At 67.2% G+C, this 18,004-nt stretch carries 18 protein-coding genes and 1 pseudogene; 11 read left to right on the top strand and 8 right to left on the bottom strand.

Features of this window, described 5'->3' with window-relative positions; translation table 11 throughout:
- The first annotated feature begins 127 nt into the window (after positions 1 to 127).
- The 4 genes and pseudogenes from CRT60_RS29425 to CRT60_RS29410 all read left to right on the top strand — a co-directional run.
- Positions 128 to 952, top strand: a complete 825-nt coding sequence (locus CRT60_RS29425; RefSeq protein WP_098740001.1) for an ABC transporter ATP-binding protein — start codon at positions 128 to 130, stop codon at positions 950 to 952.
- Positions 953 to 959: 7 nt separating this feature from the next.
- Complete coding sequence (locus tag CRT60_RS29420) at positions 960 to 1,757, top strand: ABC transporter permease (protein WP_098740000.1); 798 nt, start codon at positions 960 to 962, stop codon at positions 1,755 to 1,757.
- Between the two features lie 34 nt (positions 1,758 to 1,791).
- On the top strand, positions 1,792 to 2,820 hold the full coding sequence (locus CRT60_RS29415; RefSeq protein WP_098739999.1) for an ABC transporter substrate-binding protein: 1,029 nt from the start codon (positions 1,792 to 1,794) through the stop codon (positions 2,818 to 2,820).
- Between the two features lie 16 nt (positions 2,821 to 2,836).
- Positions 2,837 to 3,406, top strand: a pseudogene (locus CRT60_RS29410) (ArsC/Spx/MgsR family protein); the annotation flags it as partial.
- A gap of 6 nt (positions 3,407 to 3,412) precedes the next feature.
- Here CRT60_RS29410 and CRT60_RS29405 read toward each other — a convergent pair.
- Positions 3,413 to 3,808, bottom strand: coding sequence for an acyl-CoA thioesterase (locus tag CRT60_RS29405; RefSeq protein ID WP_014247936.1), 396 nt, complete (start codon positions 3,806 to 3,808; stop codon positions 3,413 to 3,415).
- A gap of 108 nt (positions 3,809 to 3,916) precedes the next feature.
- Between CRT60_RS29405 and parE the strand changes: the two genes are divergently transcribed.
- From parE to CRT60_RS29390, 3 genes are all read left to right on the top strand, one after another.
- Positions 3,917 to 5,905: a DNA topoisomerase IV subunit B gene (gene parE / locus CRT60_RS29400; protein ID WP_098739997.1), complete on the top strand. Its 1,989-nt coding sequence runs from the start codon at positions 3,917 to 3,919 to the stop codon at positions 5,903 to 5,905.
- Between the two features lie 224 nt (positions 5,906 to 6,129).
- Positions 6,130 to 6,936: a hypothetical protein gene (locus CRT60_RS29395; protein WP_244592830.1), complete on the top strand. Its 807-nt coding sequence runs from the start codon at positions 6,130 to 6,132 to the stop codon at positions 6,934 to 6,936.
- Positions 6,937 to 7,039: 103 nt separating this feature from the next.
- Positions 7,040 to 7,594, top strand: a complete 555-nt coding sequence (locus CRT60_RS29390; RefSeq protein ID WP_098739996.1) for a hypothetical protein — start codon at positions 7,040 to 7,042, stop codon at positions 7,592 to 7,594.
- 48 nt (positions 7,595 to 7,642) lie between these two features.
- Here the strand turns inward: CRT60_RS29390 and CRT60_RS29385 are convergent, their stop codons facing one another.
- Complete coding sequence (locus CRT60_RS29385) at positions 7,643 to 8,311, bottom strand: alpha/beta fold hydrolase (protein ID WP_098741086.1); 669 nt, start codon at positions 8,309 to 8,311, stop codon at positions 7,643 to 7,645.
- A gap of 109 nt (positions 8,312 to 8,420) precedes the next feature.
- Positions 8,421 to 8,966 (bottom strand): hydrolase, encoded by a 546-nt coding sequence (locus CRT60_RS29380; protein WP_098739995.1) that lies wholly within the window; start codon positions 8,964 to 8,966, stop codon positions 8,421 to 8,423.
- A 257-nt stretch (positions 8,967 to 9,223) separates the two neighbouring features.
- Here CRT60_RS29380 and CRT60_RS29375 point away from each other — a divergent pair, with 257 nt between their 5' ends.
- Positions 9,224 to 10,792: a DEAD/DEAH box helicase gene (locus CRT60_RS29375; RefSeq protein ID WP_098739994.1), complete on the top strand. Its 1,569-nt coding sequence runs from the start codon at positions 9,224 to 9,226 to the stop codon at positions 10,790 to 10,792.
- 4 nt (positions 10,793 to 10,796) lie between these two features.
- Complete coding sequence (locus CRT60_RS29370) at positions 10,797 to 11,039, top strand: Lrp/AsnC ligand binding domain-containing protein (protein ID WP_042694936.1); 243 nt, start codon at positions 10,797 to 10,799, stop codon at positions 11,037 to 11,039.
- Between the two features lie 84 nt (positions 11,040 to 11,123).
- Here CRT60_RS29370 and CRT60_RS29365 read toward each other — a convergent pair whose 3' ends face one another.
- From CRT60_RS29365 to CRT60_RS29355, 3 genes are all read right to left on the bottom strand, one after another.
- The gene (locus CRT60_RS29365) at positions 11,124 to 11,543 is read right to left on the bottom strand and encodes a winged helix-turn-helix domain-containing protein (protein ID WP_098739993.1); all 420 of its coding nucleotides are present in this window, start codon (positions 11,541 to 11,543) and stop codon (positions 11,124 to 11,126) included.
- A 16-nt stretch (positions 11,544 to 11,559) separates the two neighbouring features.
- Positions 11,560 to 12,687, bottom strand: coding sequence for a PLP-dependent cysteine synthase family protein (locus CRT60_RS29360; protein WP_098739992.1), 1,128 nt, complete (start codon positions 12,685 to 12,687; stop codon positions 11,560 to 11,562).
- Positions 12,688 to 12,779: 92 nt separating this feature from the next.
- Positions 12,780 to 14,468 carry a methyl-accepting chemotaxis protein gene (locus CRT60_RS29355; RefSeq protein WP_098739991.1) on the bottom strand — a complete coding sequence of 563 codons (1,689 nt, stop codon included), beginning with the start codon at positions 14,466 to 14,468 and terminating at the stop codon, positions 12,780 to 12,782.
- A gap of 233 nt (positions 14,469 to 14,701) precedes the next feature.
- Here CRT60_RS29355 and CRT60_RS29350 point away from each other — a divergent pair, with 233 nt between their 5' ends.
- Positions 14,702 to 15,433: a DUF6065 family protein gene (locus CRT60_RS29350; protein ID WP_098739990.1), complete on the top strand. Its 732-nt coding sequence runs from the start codon at positions 14,702 to 14,704 to the stop codon at positions 15,431 to 15,433.
- Between the two features lie 15 nt (positions 15,434 to 15,448).
- On the opposite strand, the gene gmk is transcribed toward CRT60_RS29350, so the two are convergent.
- The gene (gene gmk, locus CRT60_RS29345; RefSeq protein WP_098739989.1) at positions 15,449 to 16,096 is read right to left on the bottom strand and encodes a guanylate kinase; all 648 of its coding nucleotides are present in this window, start codon (positions 16,094 to 16,096) and stop codon (positions 15,449 to 15,451) included.
- A 69-nt stretch (positions 16,097 to 16,165) separates the two neighbouring features.
- Positions 16,166 to 17,032 carry a YicC/YloC family endoribonuclease gene (locus CRT60_RS29340; RefSeq protein ID WP_098739988.1) on the bottom strand — a complete coding sequence of 289 codons (867 nt, stop codon included), beginning with the start codon at positions 17,030 to 17,032 and terminating at the stop codon, positions 16,166 to 16,168.
- 208 nt (positions 17,033 to 17,240) lie between these two features.
- Here CRT60_RS29340 and CRT60_RS29335 point away from each other — a divergent pair, with 208 nt between their 5' ends.
- Positions 17,241 to 18,002: an SDR family NAD(P)-dependent oxidoreductase gene (locus CRT60_RS29335; RefSeq protein ID WP_098739987.1), complete on the top strand. Its 762-nt coding sequence runs from the start codon at positions 17,241 to 17,243 to the stop codon at positions 18,000 to 18,002.
- Positions 18,003 to 18,004 lie beyond the last annotated feature (2 nt).

The following is an 18,004-nucleotide window of genomic DNA, read 5'->3' as shown; positions in this document are numbered from 1 at the left end:
GGTGCGTTTGCGGAATGGCTCCTTTCGGATTCTACGGAGATCTCAAGCGGTTGCCGATAGGCTTCTCTTCGGACAGTATGGTCCTCCAACCAAAGCACACCGCCCGAACGATAAGGACCACACCGACATGGCCGAGGCCGCCGCCGCGGCGCCCGCCCTCCAGCTGGAAGGCGTGACCTGCACCTTTCCCTCACCCGACGGCCGGGGACGTTCCTACACCGCCGTCCAGGGTGCCAGCTTCACCGTCGCCGACGGGGAGTTCGTGTCGATCGTCGGTCCGACCGGCAGCGGCAAGTCGACGATGCTCAACGTCGCTGCCGGCCTGCTGAAGCCCAGCGAGGGCCGCGCGCTCTCCTTCGGGCAGCCGGTGACCGGCATCAATCCCAAGGCCGGCTACATGTTCCAGGCCGAGGCGCTGATGCCCTGGAAATCGGCGCTCGACAATGTCGCCGCCGGGCTGGAGTTCCGTGGCGTGTCGAAGGCGGAGGCGCGGCAGCGCGCGCTGCCCTGGCTGTCGCGCGTCGGGCTGGAGGGGTTCGGCGACCGCTTCCCGCACCAGCTCTCCGGCGGCATGCGCAAGCGGGTGGCCCTGGCCCAGACGCTGATCGTCGATCCGAAGATCATCCTGATGGACGAGCCCTTCTCGGCGCTCGACGTCCAGACCCGCCAGATGATGGAGAACGAACTGCTCGACCTGTGGGCGGCCGACCGCAAGTCGGTGGTCTTCATCACCCACGACCTGGAGGAGGCCATCGCCATGTCCGACCGGGTGCTGGTGCTGTCGGCCGGGCCGGGGGCGCGGCTGATCGGCGAATACCGCATCGACCTCGACCGTCCGCGCGATGTGGCGGAAATCCGCATGACCCCGCAGTTCCTCGCTCTGCACCAGGAAATCTGGGCGCAGCTGCGCGACGAGGTGCTGAAGGGCTACGCCCAGACCAAGCTGCGGTGACGACATCATGAGATCCCACGCCAAACGCCTGCCCAGCCGTCCGGTCATCCTGCTGCTGCAGCTGGGCGTCCTGATCGCCTTCTTCCTGATCTGGCATGTCCTGACCGACACGAAGATCCTCAGCCCCTTCTTCTTCGGCACGCCGGGGGCGGTGCTGGCCCGCACCTGGGCCGACTTCGCGTCGGGGGTCATCTGGTACCATCTCGGCATCACGTTGCTGGAGACCGCGCTGGCCTTCATCATCGGCACCGTGGCCGGCATCGCCTTCGGCTTCTGGTTCGCCCGCGCGCCGTTGGTCTCCGTCGTCTTCGACCCCTACATCAAGGCGGTCAACGCGCTGCCCCGCGTGGTGCTGGCGCCGATCTTCGCGCTGTGGCTCGGGCTCGGCATCTGGTCGAAGGTGGCGCTGGGGGTGACGCTGGTCTTCTTCATCGTCTTCTTCAACGTCTACCAGGGCGTGAAGGAGGTCAGCCCGGTGGTGCTGGCCAATGCCCGCATGCTGGGCGCCAGCTCCCGCGACCTGTTCCGGCATGTCTATCTGCCCTCGGCCCTGTCCTGGGTCTTCTCCTCGCTGCACACCGCCGTCGGCTTCGCCATGGTCGGCGCGGTGGTGGGCGAGTATCTGGGATCCGCCGCCGGCCTCGGCTACCGCATCCATCAGGCGGAAGGCGTGTTCGACACCGTCGGCGTCTTCTCCGGCATGCTGGTTCTGACGATCTTCGTCGTCCTGATCGACGCCGCCGTCACCATGATCGAGAAGCGGCTTCTGCACTGGCGCCCGCAGGACACCGGTGGGCAGCACTGAAATCCAATAGGAAAATTCCAAAGGGAGGCAACCAATGACGCTCAAATCGCTGATCGCGGCCGCCGCGGTCGCCCTGACCCTGGGAACCTCCGGCTTTGCCGCGGCCCAGGGCAAGCTTGAGAAGACCGACATCAAGATCGCCGTCGGCGGCAAGCCGCTGCTCTATTACCTGCCGCTGACGCTGGCCGAGCGGCTCGGCTACTTCAAGGACGCCGGGCTTAACGTCGAGGTCAGCGACTTCGGCGGCGGCGCCAAGAGTCTTCAGGCCCTCGTCGGCGGCTCCGCCGATGTCGTGACCGGCGCCTACGACCACACCATCCAGATGCAGGCCAAGGGCCAGCCCATCGTCGCGGTGACGCAGCTCGGCCGCTATCCCGGCATCGTGCTGGCGTCGGTCAACAAGTCCGGCACCGTCAAGTCGGTGATGGATCTGAAGGGCAAGAAGGTCGGCGTCACCGCCCCCGGCTCCTCGACCAACTTCATGCTGAATTACGTGCTGACCTCGCTCGGCATGAAGCCGGAGGATGCCTCGGTCATCGGCGTCGGCGGCGGCCCCAGCGCCATCGCGGCGATCAAGCGCGGCGAGATCGACGCCATCGTCAATCTGGACCCGGTGATCAGCCAGGCCCAGGCCGACGGCGACATCACCATCCTGGCCGACACGCGGACCGAGAAGGGCACGATGGACGTCTATGGCGGCCCCTATCCCGCCGCCGTGCTCTACATGAAGCCGGACTTCATCAAGGAGAACCCGAAAACCACCCAGGCGCTGGCCGACGTCTTCGTCCGCACCATGCTGTGGCTGAACAAGGCCAGCACCGACGACGTGTTGAAGGTCCTGCCGGAGGAGTATTTCCTGGGCAACAAGTCGCTCTACGCCCAGGCCTTCGAGCATTCCAAGCCGACCTACTCGCCGGACGGCCGCTTCACCCAGGAGGGTGCCGATGCCGCGCTGAAGGTGCTGAAGGCCTTCGACCCGGCGGTGGCGTCCGCCAGCATCGACCTGTCCAAGACCTACACCAACCAGTATGTCGAGGACGCGCTGAAGCGCCTCCAGAAGTAAGTTCTGCGGTGCGTTTCGGAATACCCATAGAAAAAATGTGGGCGCGGCATTCTGTCGCGCCCTTTTTCATGCTGCACCGCCGTTAGACTGGACGAAATCGGTCCTGATTGCTCCCCGGATCAGGGCCGCCCATCCAGCAGCGGAGTGTCCCATGGCCGAAGTGATTTTCTACGGACTGGCCGGTTGCCCGGCGAACGCCAGACAGAAGCAGCAGCTGGCCGCTGCCGGCCACCGGCTGGTCGAGCGCGACCTCGCCACCGCCGAGCTGACCGCTGCCGAGTTGCGCGCCTTCTTCGGCGACAAGGAGGTCGATGCCTGGTTCAACCGCCGCGCCGCAGCGGTGAAATCCGGCGCCGTGACGCCCGACACCCTCGACGAGTCCGCCGCGCTGGCGGCGATGCTGGCCGACCGCGACCTGATCCGCCGCCCGCTGATCCAGGTGGGCGACCGCCGCGAGGCCGGCTTCGACCCGACCGCTCTGCATGGCTGGATCGGCCTGACCTCCGGCGAAAGCTGCGACGACAAGCACGCCCGCGGCCAGTGCGACCACGGCCACCAGCATTTCGTCAAGGCGCCGGCGGCCTGAGGCGCCTTACTCCGGCGGCACTTCGCGCGGCTTGCGGTCCTCGCCAATGGCGACATAGGTGAAGACGCCCTCCGTCACCTTGATCGGATCGGAGCCGGACCGTTCGCGCCGCACCCAGGTCTCGATGCGGACGCGCAGCGAGGTGCGGCCGACCTTCTCGATCCGGGCGAAGCAGCTGACCTCGTCACCGACGAAGACCGGCTTGTGGAAGGTCATCGCCTCGATCCCGACGGTGGCGACGCGGCCATGGCTGCGCCGCACCGCCACCGTCCCGCCCGCCAGATCCATCTGTGCCAGCAGCCATCCGCCGAAGATGTCGCCGTTCGGATTGGTGTCCGCCGGCATCGCAATGGCCCGCAGGGCAGGGCCGTTGTCGAAGTCGTATGCGTCCGCTGCGCTCATGCTTCCTCCGGCGTCATAAAAAATTTGCCCACAAAACCATGTGGCGACGCAGTATAAGCGGCCCAGGATGCGCTTGCGCACCCCTGACGAAATTCCTATCATCCCGTCATGAGCGATCTTTTCGAGAACACGGCCCCCAAGGCCGACAGCTATTCCGCCCAGGACATCGAGGTTCTGGAGGGGCTGGAGCCTGTCCGGCGCCGGCCGGGCATGTATATCGGCGGCACCGACGACCGCGCGCTGCACCATCTGGTGGCCGAGGTCCTGGACAACGCCATGGACGAGGCGGTGGCCGGACACGCCAGCCGAATCGACCTGGAGCTGACCGCCGACTACACGGTGATGGTGCGCGACAACGGTCGCGGCATCCCCATCGACGACCACCCGAAATATCCGGGCAAGTCGGCGCTGGAGGTCATCATGACCACGCTGCACTCCGGCGGCAAATTCTCCAACAAGGTCTACCAGACCTCGGGCGGCCTGCACGGCGTCGGCCTGTCGGTGGTGAACGCCCTGTCGGACCGGCTGACCGTGGAGATCGCCCGCGAAAAGCAGCTCTACGTGCAGGAGTACAGCCGCGGCCTGCCGCAGGGGCCGCTGGCCCATCGCGGCAACGTCAACCGGCGCGGGACCACCATCCGTTTCCACGCCGACCCGGAAATCTTCGGCGAGACCGCTCATTTCGAACCGCACCGGCTCTACCGGCTGGCCCGCTCCAAGGCCTATCTCTACCGCGGCGTGGAGATCCGGTGGAGCTGCGATCCGGCCCTGCTGTCGGTCGACGCCACCACGCCGGCCTCGGAGACCCTGCATTTCCCCGGCGGGCTCCAGGATTACCTGAACGCCGCGTTGAAGGACCGCAAGACCCTGACGCGGCTTCCCTTCGCCGGCGCGCTCGATTTCCCCAACGGCCAGGGCCGGGTGGAGTGGGCGGTGGCGTGGCCCGACGATGACGAAGGTTTCTCCCACACCTACTGCAACACCGTGCCGACCCCGCAGGGCGGCACGCACGAGGCCGGCCTGCGCACCGCGCTGACCCGCGGCCTGAAGGCCTATGGCGAGCTGACCAGCAACAAGCGCGCCGGGCAGGTCACGTCCGACGACGTGATGGGCGACGCCTGCGTCCTGCTCTCCGTCTTCATCCGCGAACCGCATTTCCAGGGCCAGACCAAGGAGAGGCTGGTGACGGCGGAGGCCCAGCGCCTCGTCGAGACCGCGGTGAAGGACCATTTCGACCATTGGCTGTCCGGCGATCCGCACAGCGCCAACGGCCTGCTGGAACGCCTGATCGAAAAGGCCGAGGAGCGGGCGCGGCGCAAGCAGTCCAAGGAGATGACGCGCAAGTCGGCCACCCGCCGGCTGCGCCTGCCCGGCAAGCTGGCCGACTGCTCGCGGAATTCACCCGAGGGCACCGAGCTGTTCCTGGTGGAGGGCGATTCGGCCGGCGGCTCCGCCAAGCAGGCCCGCCAGCGCGAGACCCAGGCGATCCTGCCGCTCCGCGGCAAGATCCTGAACGTCGCCAGCGCGTCGGTCGACAAGATGAAGGCCAACCAGGAGCTGAACGACCTGACCCAGGCGCTCGGCTGCGGCATCGGCAAGGATTTCTCGACCGACAAGCTGCGCTACGAGCGGGTCATCATCATGACCGACGCCGATGTCGACGGCGCCCACATCGCCTCGCTGCTGATGACCTTCTTCTACCGCGAGATGCCGGGGCTGATCCAGGAGGGCCACCTCTACCTCGCCCTGCCGCCGCTCTACCGTCTCAGCCACGGCAACAAGCAGGTCTACGCCCGCGACGACGCCCACAAGGACGAGCTGCTGTCGAAGATGTTCAAGGGCAAGAAGCCCGACATCAGCCGCTTCAAGGGCCTGGGCGAGATGATGCCGGCCCAGCTGCGCGACACGACGATGGACCCGTCCAAGCGCTCGCTGCTGCGTGTCGTCGTGCCCAACGCCGCCGACCCGGAGGAAAAGCCGGAGTGCGAGCGCACGCGGTCGCTGGTGGAGGACCTGATGGGCAAGCGTCCGGAGCTGCGCTTCAAGTTCATTCAGGACAATGCGAAGTTCGTGAAGGCCGACGATATCGACGTGTGACGGGGGAGGGTGTTCCCCCGCCTTTCAGCCGCCCGGCGAGGGGCAGTGGGGATCCGCTGCCCAACGGTCGCCTTCCAAGCTCTAATCCCGGATCCCGCCTCAGGATCGGGTGGAAAGATGTGTGAGAATTTCCCGGTTACAGGGAGTGAGACCCTGTTCTATCCTCCGGTGAACGGCCGGCTTGGGGTTTTTCCCGCATCATGGCCTGTTCCTTAAGGAGGCGTATGCATACCCCAGCATTTCCCGGAGCAGATATCCCGGTTGACGCGGTTCCGTCCGAAATTCTGGCGGACGCGCTGGCTCCGCTGATCCCATTCGTCACCGACCTTTTCATACCGCGTTACCAGTCCTGCGAGGTCGGACGTTGGCGGCTCCAGGTGGTTCCCTTGCTGCTGAGTGCCGGCTACTGGAGTCCGGCCCGGCTGACCAGGGATACCGCGATTCTCAGCCGGCGCGAGGTCGGTCAGGGCTATCGCACCTGGATGTCGATGACACCGATGGAAATCGAAAGCCAGGAGATCGGCGTGCGTGCCGCTACCGGCCACACGGTGGTGATGGGGATGGGCATGGGTTGGGCTGCGGTGAACGCGGCGCTGCGACCGGAGGTGACGCGGGTCACCATTGTCGAACTGGACCCCGACGTCATCGAGGTGAACCGGCTGATCGGTTTGTTCGACCAGCTTCCGGCCGACATCGTAGCAAAGATCGAGGTGGTCAATGCCGATGCCATGAAATACCGCTCCGACACCCCTGCCGACATGCTGATGACCGACATCTGGCTGCCGATCAACGGTGACGAGCGGATGGAGCAATCCCGGGCGATGGCGCGCAACACTTGCGCGCGATACGTCTATGTTTGGGGTCAGGAACTGGCCATTGCCCGCCGCGCTCGTGGTCTGGGGCTGGACTTGACGCACCGGACGGTCGCCCGAATTGCAGCGGAATTCGATCTTCCCTTGGTTGGCCTGGACTGTCCCGATTATCCGGACCTGATCGCCCGCGCCGCGGACAAGTGGCTGAGAGAGGTGTGACGGGCAGGAAGGCGGAGCAGGGGAGCACTCGCCCTTCCGGCAGCCGCACCCCATATCCGGCCAAGCGATACCGATGCCAGCCACACCAACGGATACCCCGATCATGCGCATGCTCCCGCTGCTCGCCACCCTCCTGCTGGGCGCTTCCGGTCTCGCCGCCTGCACCAACGAGCGGGTGGTGGCGAGCGAGCCGACGCCGGCCTACACGCGCAGCGAGGTCGCCTATGCCGCGAGCGACCGCGACCTTCGGGTGGTCCTGCACGGCAACCCCTTCGGCCTGACGCCCGACCGCTTTGCCGAGAAGGTTCTGCCCCACATGCAGGACCGGGTGTTCGGCGTGAGGACCAACCTCACCACCACGCCCAACGACACGGCGCGGCGTGACTACAAGGTGGTGCTGGCCTTCAACGTATCGGAAAACATGCTGAACTCGGCCCTCTGCACCGAAGGGCCGATCCCGACCGCTCCGCCGGGCGGGCCCATCATCGTGCAGGGCGCGTTCTGCCGGTCGGGTGGCGCGCTGACCTCCGCCACAGGCTGGCTGGACCGGCCGCAGGGACCGGACGATCCGGATTTCCGCAGCCTGATCAGCGACATGACCTTCTCGCTGTTCCCGAGCCAGCGGTCGGATCTGCTCTGCGGCACACCGGATTGCTGATCCCGGACCGCTGAGTCCCGGTTGCTGATCCCCGATTGTCGATGCCGCTCAATCGCGCAGCAGCCAGTCGCGCATCAGGGCGGTGACCGCCTGCGGCTGTTCCATCGCTGACAGGTGGCCGCACTCCTCGATCACCACCAGCCGCGCGCCGGGAATGGCTCCCGCCATCTCCTCATGCAGGGCCGGCGGCGTCAGGATGTCCTGGCGGCCGCAGACGACCAGCGTCGGGCAACGGATGGCGGCCAGGCCCGGCCGGCTGTCCACCCGGTTGACGATCGCCTCCTGCTCCCGCGCATAGCCATCGACGCCCACCCGTTCCATCTGCGCCAGGACCGAGCGGACGAAGCGCTCGTCGGCCAGCCGCTCGGGATGGATCAGGCGGGGCAGGGCGGCACGGATGACCTGCCCGTAGCGGCCCTGGCGGGCGAGCGCCACCGCCTCCCGCCGCGTGGCCGTCGCCTCCGCCGTGTCGGGGCGGGCGTTGGTGTCGAGCAGGGCGAGCCGCTCCACCCGCTCCGGTGCCCGGCGCAGGATCTCCAGCGCCACATAGCCGCCCATCGACAGGCCGGCGACGGCGAAGCGTTCCGGCGCCTGGGCCAGCACCTTGCCGGCCATCGCCGCGATGCTGTCGCAGTCGGCCAGCTCGACCACCTGCGGATCCGCCACCTCGCCGAGATGCCGGACCTGATGGTCCCACAATGCGGCGTCCAGCGGCATGCCGGGCAGCAGGATCAGCGCGGGGCGGCTACCGGCGTTTGCAGACGCGGGGGCCGCGGACACGGAGGTCGGGGGTGCGGAGTTCGGGGCCATGGGATGTCTCCTGCGCTCACTTCACCAGCGCGCTGACGAGCTTGAAGACGGGAGTGCCGGCGCGCTCCATCCACTCGAACAGCACCATTTCGGTGGTGACGATGGTCACGCCGGCGGCGCGCATCCGTTCCAGCGCCATGGCGCGGTTGTCGGGCGTGCGCGACGACACGGCGTCTGCCACCAGATAGACCGCATGGCCCTGCTGGCGCAGCCCGAGCGCCGTCTGCATCACGCACACATGGGCTTCCGTCCCGCACAGCACGATCTGCGGGCGCTTCAACTCCGCCAGCGCGGCGTTGAAGGCCGGCTCGCCGGTGCAGCCGAAGGTGATCTTCTCGATCACCGGGGTTCCGGCCGGCAGGTCGGCGCGCACCGCCTCCACCGTCGGCCCCAGGCCGCGCGGATATTGTTCGGTCAGCAGCACCGGCACCGACAGGGCGGCGGCGCCCTTCAGCAGCATTCCGGCGTTGCGGACGACGCGGGCGGAGTCGTGGATGGCCGGCAGCAGCCGTTCCTGCACATCCACCACCACCAGCACCGAGTCCTGGGCACGAAGAATCATCAAATGCTCTCGACCGTTCCATTTGAAGCGGGCCACCCCGTTCCAGGGTGCCGGCAAGCGCCGCGACTCGCGGTGTTGCCGGACGACAGCCTAGCGCAGGGGACGGATTTCGCCAACGCGGCGTATTTTCGCGTCAATTTTCGGTCTTCGAACATCGGATCTATTGACATGTAGCTTTGACTTCCTATTCTTCGGCCTCATCCAGGCATCGGGCGTCGAACGCTCGATTTCCGCACTCCAGAACAGAAACAGGTTGGATGCTTTTTTCGGAACTTGGGCTTGGCCCTGACGTCCTGCGCGCCATCGAGGACAAGGGTTACACCCAACCGACGCCCATTCAGGAACAGGCAATTCCCTGTGTCCTGCAACGCCGCGACGTGCTGGGCTGCGCGCAGACGGGCACTGGCAAGACGGCGAGCTTCACCTTGCCCATGATCGACATCCTGGCGTCGGGCCGTGCCCGCGCGCGGATGCCGCGGTCGCTGATCCTGGAGCCGACGCGCGAGCTGGCCGCCCAGGTATCGGAAAGCTTCGAGACCTACGGCAAGTACCACAAGCTCAGCATGGCGCTGCTGATCGGCGGCGAGACCTTCACCGAACAGGTGAAGAAGCTCGACCGCGGCGTGGATGTGCTGATCGCGACTCCGGGTCGTCTCATCGACCTGTTCGAGCGCGGCAACATCATGCTGAACGACATCAAGGTCTTCGTCATCGACGAGGCCGACCGCATGCTCGACATGGGCTTCATCCCGGACATCGAGCGCATCGTCAGCAAGCTGCCGAAGAACCGCCAGACCCTGTTCTTCTCGGCGACCATGCCGCCGGAAATCCGCCGTCTGGCCGATGCCTTCCTGAACCAGCCGGTTGAGATCTCCGTCGCTCCGCCCGCCTCGCCGGCGGAAACGGTGACCCAGGCCCTGAGCCTCGTGCATGAGATGGACAAGCGCAAGGCGCTGCGCCATCTGCTGCAGACCGAGGACGTCAAGAACGCCTTCATCTTCTGCAACCGCAAGCGCGACATCGCCGTGCTGCAGAAGTCGCTGGAACGCCACGGCTTCAATGTCGGCGCGCTGCATGGCGACATGGTGCAGTCCAAGCGGACCGAGACGCTGGAACGCTTCAAGCAGGGTGAGATCACGCTGCTGGTCTGCTCGGACGTCGCCGCCCGCGGCATCGACGTCCAGGGCCTCAGCCACGTCTTCAACTTCGACGTGCCGCTGACCCCCGACGACTATGTCCACCGGATCGGCCGCACCGGCCGCGCCGGCAAGCAGGGCCGTGCCTTCATGCTGGCGACGCCCGACGACACGAAACTGGTCGGCGCGATCACGCGCCTCATCAAGCGGGAGATCCCCATGATCGCCATCGACGGCCTGGAAACGGCCGAGTTCGGCGAGGAAGACAGCAGCTCCCGCGGGCGTGGCCGCGGCCGTGGCGGTCGTGGAGCCAAGCCTGACACCCGTTCGGAAGCCCGTCCGCCCCGTGCTGCCCGTGAAGAGCGCGCCCCGCGCGAGGAAGCCGCTCCCCGCGAAGAGCGTGCCGCCCGCGAAGAGCGTCCCGTCCGTGAGGAGCGCCCGATGCGTGAAGAACGCCCGGTCCGTGAGGAGCGTCAGCCCCGTGAATCGCTGGCTGCCGCGGAATCCCGCCGCAGCAGCGAGCCGCGCCGTGATCGTGACCGTGACCGTGATCGCCGCCGCCGCCGTGACGACGAGGATGACGATGTGCCGGTGATCGGTTTCGGCGACCATATGCCGGCCTTCATGCTGCGCTCGGCCCGTCCGCGTCCGTCCAGCGAGACCTCGACCGATCCGTCGCAGGAGGGCTAAGCCCGTGCAGACCATCTTCGTCATGGTCAAATGCGATCTCGGACGCGCCTATGAGGTCGCCGATCAGGCTGTGCAGCTCATCGAACAGGTGTCGGAGGTGCATTCCATCTCCGGCCAGTACGATCTGCTGATGAAGTGCTACCTGAAGCAGGACGACGACATCGGCCGCTTCGTGACGGAGCATGTGCAGACTCTGGCCGGCGTGCGGGACACCTTCACGCTGATTGCGTACAAGGCGTTTGCATAGAGGCTGTTCGCGCAGCCGGTTTCGGCGTGCGGACATGAAAAGGCCGGGCATTTGCCCGGCCTTTTTCGTTGTCGTGGGGCCCGGTTACTTGTCCGGTCCGCATCCAGGCCCGACGGCGGGATCGTTTGCGAAGCTCCCGTCATCGACCTGACTGTCCGCGCCGTAATCGGGATTGGTCCCTGCCGCCAGCGCCGCCAGCCGATGGGCGGTCGCCACATGCGCTTCGCGTTCGACCGCACGGTAATGGTCGATCACCTGTTCGCCGAAGGCGGTCAGCACCGTGCCGCCGCCATGCTTGCCGCCGACCGCGGCGCTCACCACCGGTTCGCTGAAGATGCGGTTCAGGTCGTCCACCAGCAGCCACGCCCGCCGGTAGGACATGCCCAGCGCCCGTCCGGCGGCGGAGATGGAGCCGGTGCCGCGAATCTGCTCCAGCAGCGCGATCTTGCCCGGCCCGATCGAGCCGCCGCTTTCGAAATCGATGCGGATTCTCATGCGGGTCATGGTGACAGGCTCCCCTTCAGCGCTCGGCCGAGTCCAGACCGTCGCCGCTCCAGGCGCCGGTGCGGAAGAAGGCGTCGATCCGCTCGTACCAGGGATCGATGTCCAGCCCGGCGGACTCCAGCCAGTCGCGGTTGAAGTAGGTCCCCAAATAGCGGTCGCCCGGATCGCAGATCAGCGTGGCGACGCTGCCCTGCCGGCCCTCCCGCATCATTCCGGCGATCAGCTCGATGGCACCCACCAGATTGGTGCCGGTCGAGCCGCCGCAGGCGCGGCCCAGCCGCTCGCGCAGCACCCAGACGGCGGCGATGCTGGCGGCGTCGGGCACGCGGATCATCCGGTCGATCACCGTCGGCTGGAAGGACGGCTCCACCGTCGGGCGCCCGATGCCCTCGATGCCGGAGCCGCGGCCGACGCTGGCCTTCGGGTCGTTGTCGCGGAAGCCGGCGAAGAAGGCGGAATGTTCGGGATCGGCGACGCACACCCGCGTCGGCAGCCGGCGATAGCGCACATAGCGCCCGAAGGTGGCCGAGGTGCCGCCGGTGCCGGCGCCGCAGACGATCCAGTCCGGCACCGGATGCGGCTCCTGCGCCAGCTGTTCGAAGATCGACTGGGCGATGTTGTTGTTGCCGCGCCAGTCGGTGGCGCGCTCGGCATAGGTGAACTGGTCCATGAAATGGCCATCGCAGTCGCGGGCCAGCCGCTGCGCCTCGGCACAGACCTCCGACGCGCGCTCCACCATATGGCAGCGGCCGCCGTAGAACTCGATCTGGGCGATCTTGGCCGGCGAGGTGTTGCGCGGCACCACGGCGACGAAGGGCAGTTCCAGCAGCTGGGCGAAATAGGCCTCCGACACCGCGGTGGAGCCGGACGAGGCCTCGATCACCGTGGTGCCCGCGCGCACCCAGCCATTGCAGATCGCGTAGAGGAACAGCGACCGCGCCAGCCGGTGCTTCAGGCTGCCGGTGGGATGGGTCGACTCGTCCTTCAGATACAGCGTGATCCCCTGCGCCGCCGGGATCGGCATCCGCAGCAGGTGGGTGTCGGCGGAGCGGTTCACGTCCGCCTCGATCCGGCGCAGAGCCTCGTCGAGCCAGCCCCGGCGGGCGACGGTGGGAGCGGCTGCGGCGGGGGAGGGGATGGTCATGGCGTCATATCCGGCGATTGGCTGCCCCATCCATAGCGCGGAATTTTACCGAATGCATCCGGTAGAATAACCCTCCCCGCCATGGTGGAAGGTCAGCCTTGCCGGATGCGGGCGACGAAGGCCGACACCTCGCCCAGCATGCGGTCGGCGCGCTCGCCCACCGTACGGGCGGCAGCGGCCACCTCGGCGGAGGCCTGGCCGGTGGCGGTGGCGTGGCTGCACACCAGATTCAGGCTGTCGGACACCGAGCTGACGCCCTGCGCCGCCTCGTTGACGTTCTGGCTGATGTCGCGGGTCGCCGCACCCTGCTCCTCGATGGCGGCGGAGATGCTGGAGGCGACGTTGTTCACCGTCTCGATGGCGCCGCCGACGCCGCGCATCGCCTCGACGACGGACGAGGTGGCGTCGGTCATCGCGGCGATCTGCGCCTGCACGTCGTCGGTCGCCTTGGCGGTCTGGTTGGCGAGATTCTTCACCTCGCTGGCGACCACGGCGAAGCCCTTGCCGGCCTCGCCGGCACGGGCTGCCTCGATGGTCGCGTTCAGCGCCAGCAGGTTGGTCTGCTCGGCGATGGAGCGGATCAGGTCGACGACCTCTACGGTGCGGCGGGCGACGCCATCCAGCTGTTCGATCAGGGCGTAGGTGCGGCGCACATCCTCGACGGCGCGGGCGGAGCCGGTCGTCGACTCGGCGATCTGCTGGGCGATCTCGCGGATGGAGGCGGCCAGTTCCTCGGTGGCGCCCGCCACCGCCTGGACGTTGCCGGAGGTGGTTCCGGCGGCGCGGGCGGCGCCGTCCATCAGCCGTGTGGTTTGCTCCGCCCCGCGGCTCATCTCGCCCGAGGTGTGGGTCAGCTGTCCGGCCGACTCGGCGACGGAATGGACCAGCGCACCGACCGTGCTTTCGAACTCGTCGGCCAGCCGCCTCATGGTGGCGCGGCGGCCTTCCTCGGCTTCCCGTTCCAGCGCGGCATGGCGGCGGCGCAAATCCTCGGCCTCGATGGCGCTAAGCCGCAGGGTCTCGACCGAGCGGGCCAGGGCCCCCACCTCGTCGGCACGGTCCGCGCCGGAAACCTGGGCGGCCAGATCGCCCTTGGCGATGCGGTCGGTGGCATGGGCGATGCCGTCCAGCCCCTTGCCGATGCGCGACACCAGACGGAAACCGAACAGCCCGAGCAGCAGGGCCGCCGCCGCCGTCACCAGCAGCGTCTGGACCAGCGTGCTGCGGAAGGCGGCGTCGACATCGTCGATGTAGACGCCGGTGCCGATCATCCAGCCCCACGGCTCATAGATCGCGGCATAGGCCAGCTTCGGCATCGGCTCGGTCCCGCCGGCCTTGGGGAAGTTGTAGATCAGGGTGCCGTCGCCGCTGCGGGCCGAATCGATCAGGCCGCGGATCACCAGCACGCCGTTGCTGTCCTTGAAGTCGGCGAGCTTGCGCGTGCCCTCCAGGTCGGGGCGCACGCCGTGGAACACGTTGGTGCCGTCGAATTCGTAGCCGAACATGTATTCGTTGCCGAAGAAGCGCAGGGCCCGCAGCGCACCCTTGGCCAGGGTCTGCGCCTCCTCCCGGCTGAACTCGCCCTTGGCGGCGCGGGCGTCATAGGACTTCATGATCGACAGCGAGGTCTGCACCACCGCCTGGATGGAGTTGCGGTAGCCCTCCACCATGGTTTCGCGCTTCGATGTCGCGGACCAGATGCCGCCCACCAGAATGGCGACGAGGAACAGCCCCTGAAGGATCAGGAGCTTCGCCTTGATGCTGTGAAGTTTGCCGATCATCGCCCTGTTTCCACCCCATGCGCGCGACGCCGCATCCGCCGCCCAACGGGGGCGAGGATGTGATCCGCTAATAAAACGAACTCTAATACACCAAGTCAGTCATACTGGAGTATTGATCGTCGACGCAATGCCCGACGTCGAGCCAGGAGTAATCCGGATGGTCGCGAAACCGGTTGTGACCATTGGAGCACTAGGGTTACACCGGACAAAGAAGTCTGTCAGGATGCGACGCCATGACGCTGATCGCCTATCCCCTCTCGGGCGCGATGCCCGACATCCGTCCGGCCCGCCCGACCCGCGACTGGATCGATGCCCTGCCGGAGCAGTACGGCTACCGCTGCCTGCCGCTGAACATCGCCAGCATGCATGGATGGGAGGTTTGCTGCCCGGTGCGGGTCACCGCCGTGTGGGATGGCGGAACGGGGCTGGATGCCATCGCCGTCACGGCCGACGAGCCACATCCCCTGCTGCCGGCCAGCCATTTCGGCAGCGGTGTCCTGACCTTCCATGTCGCGGCGCTGTTCCGCACGCCGCCGGGCGTCAACCTGATGGTCACCGGCCCGCTGAACCATCCGAAACACGGAATCCTGGGCCTTTCGGGAATCATCGAGACCGACTGGTCGCCTTACCCCTTCACCATGAACTGGAAGTTCACTGCTGCCGGCATCCCGGTGACCTGGGAAAAGGGCGAGCCCTTCGCCCATCTCATGCCGATCCAGCGCGGTCTGGTGGAAAGCCTGACGCCGGAGGTTCGCGACCTGGACAGCGATCCGGAGACCGCGGCGCAGTACCGCGCCTGGGCGACCTCGCGCAGCCAGTTCAACAGCGATCTGCAGACCCCCGGCAGCACTGCGGCACAGGAACGCTGGCAGAAGGGCTATTACCGCGGCAAAAAGCCGGACGGCAGCGACGGCCCGCCCGACCATGAAATCAAGGTGCGGGCGAAGCCGTTTCCCGAAAAATAACTACAAGACAAACAGTTAGAGCGTGTCCTGAATGCTGCGCACGAACTCCGGCAGGCCGATCTGACGGCGGCGGCGCAGCCGTTCGGCATGCAGGATCGCCCAGACCGCGGCGATGCTCTCGGTCACGTCGCTGTTGACGATGACGTAGTCGTATTCCGGCCAGTGGCTGATCTCGTTGGACGCCTTCGCCATCCGGTTGGCGATCACCTCCTCCGAATCCTGGCCGCGGCCGCGCAGGCGGCGTTCCAGCTCGCTGACAGACGGCGGCAGGACGAAGACGCTGACCAGATCGTCGCGGGCGTTCTGCGCCAGCTGCTGCGCGCCCTGCCAATCGATGGCGAACAGCACGTCGCGGCCGGCCCCCAGCGCGTCCTCCACCGCCACCCGCGGCGTGCCATAGCAGTTGCCGAAGACGCGGGCATGTTCCAGCAGGTCGCCGGTCTCGGCCATGCGGTCGAAGCGCTGCTGGTCGATGAAGTAGTAATCCAGCCCTTCGACCTCGCCCGGACGCATCGCGCGGGTGGTCACCGACACCGACATGGTGATGCCGGCATCGCGGTCCAGCAGCCCGCGGGCGATGGTGGTCTTGCCGGCCCCCGACGGGGAGGACAGCACCAGCATCAGGCCGCGGCGGTGGATCGGAGAGGTGGTGGTCGCAGCCATGGCGGTCACTCGCAGTTGCCTGTCATTCGAAAACGGTTCATTCGAAAACGGCTCATTCGAAAATGGTCGTCATTCGATGTTCTGGACCTGCTCGCGAAGCTGCTCGATGGAGGCTTTCAGCGACAGGCCGATGCGGGTCAGTTCGACGTCCGCCGATTTGGAGCAGAGCGTGTTGGCCTCGCGGTTGAACTCCTGGCACAGGAAGTCGAACCGGCGGCCGATGGCGCCGCCCTCCGCCATCATGTCGCGCGCGGCCTGAATGTGGGCGCGCAGCCGGTCCAGTTCCTCGCGCACGTCGGCCTTGCCGATCAGGATCGCCGCCTCCTGGGCCAGCCGCTCCTCCGACAGGGCGGGGAAGGAGCCGAGGATCGCCGCGACCTGGGTCCGCAGCTTCTCGCGCAGCGCGTCCGGCTGGGTCGAGGCGCAGGCCGACGCCGCCTCCACCAGCCGGGCGATCTCGTCGAGATGGCCGTTCAGCACCTCGGCGATGCGCGCTCCCTCGGCGAGGCGGTTGACCGCCAGCTGGTCGATCAGCCTGGACAGGTCACCCTTCAACGCCGACTCGACGCGCTCGCGCGCCTCGGTTTCATCCTCTTCCACCGGCTCGATGATGCCGCGGACGGCCAGCAGCGAATCGAGACGCGGCGCGGCGGCGCCGGCCCCCTCGATCTCCCGAGCGATTTCCAGAACCTGCGTCAGAAGCTCGCGGTTGATGCGCAGCTGCGACACCGCCTGGGCGCGGTTGACGGTCAGCGTCAGGTTGACGTTGCCACGGGCCAGCCGCTTCGGCACATCGGCCCGGGCCGCCGCCTCGACGCTGTCGAAGCCCGACGGCAGGCGGCAGCGCAGATCCAGGCTGCGGCCATTGACGCTTTTGGCTTCGAAGGTCCAGGAATAGCCGTCGCCGTGCCCGTCGACGCGTGCGAAACCGGTCATGCTGGCAATGACGGGGCGATGGGCTGGCAACGGCGGCCTCACTTGAAAAGCGGTGTCGAATGATGTCGTGCTTATAGATCGGATCGTGCCAAATCGGAATCGATTTGGAGCGTGACTCCGATCGTCGAACAGGACGCTACGAACGCGACATCACCCCCACAACAAGCGTCGGCGCCATCGGGCAGCCGACGGGCAGGGCGCACATCCCATGAAACAGCCGCGTTCCATCGTCATCACCGGGGCCTCCAGCGGCATCGGCGAAGCCCTGGCCGTCCTGTACGCCGCCCCCGGAGTCGGACTTGCCCTGACCGGCCGCGACTCCGCAAGGCTGGAGGGCGTGGCGCAGCGCTGCCGCGCCGCCGGTGCCCTGGTCGAGACGAAGGCGATCGATGTGGCCGACCGCAAGGCGATGGCGGACTGGCTGGCCCGGGTCGATGCGGACACCCCGGTCGACCTGCTGATCGCCAATGCCGGCATGTCGGCGGGCACCGGCGATGGCGGTGAGACGGAGGAGCAGGCGCGGCGCATCCTGGCGGTTAACATCGACGGCGTTCTGAACAGCATCCACCCGCTGCTTCCGGCGATGCGGGAGCGGCGGAGCGGACAGATCGCCATCATGGCGTCGCTGGCCGGCTTCCGCGGCCTTCCCGGTGCGCCTGCCTATTGCGCCAGCAAGGCGATGGTCCGGGTCTATGGCGAGGCACTGCGCGGCGATCTGGCCGGGGAGGGGATCGGTGTCTCGGTCATCTGTCCGGGCTTCGTCAAAAGCCGGATGACGGCGGTGAACCGCTTCCCCATGCCGTTTCTGATGGAGACCGATGCCGCAGCCCGGGTCATCCGCCGCGGGCTGGAGCGCAATCGGGCGCGAATCGCCTTCCCCTGGCCGATGATGGCCGCGGTCTGGCTGCTCGCTCTTCTTCCTCCGGCCTGGACCGACGGTCTGCTGCGGCAGGCCCCGCGCAAGACTTGAAC

The sequence above is a fragment of the Azospirillum palustre genome (assembly GCF_002573965.1).
Classification (GTDB): Bacteria; Pseudomonadota; Alphaproteobacteria; order Azospirillales; family Azospirillaceae; genus Azospirillum; species Azospirillum palustre.
The sequence above is the reverse complement of the archived record's forward strand: the minus strand, read 5'-3'. Positions and strand labels throughout refer to the sequence as shown.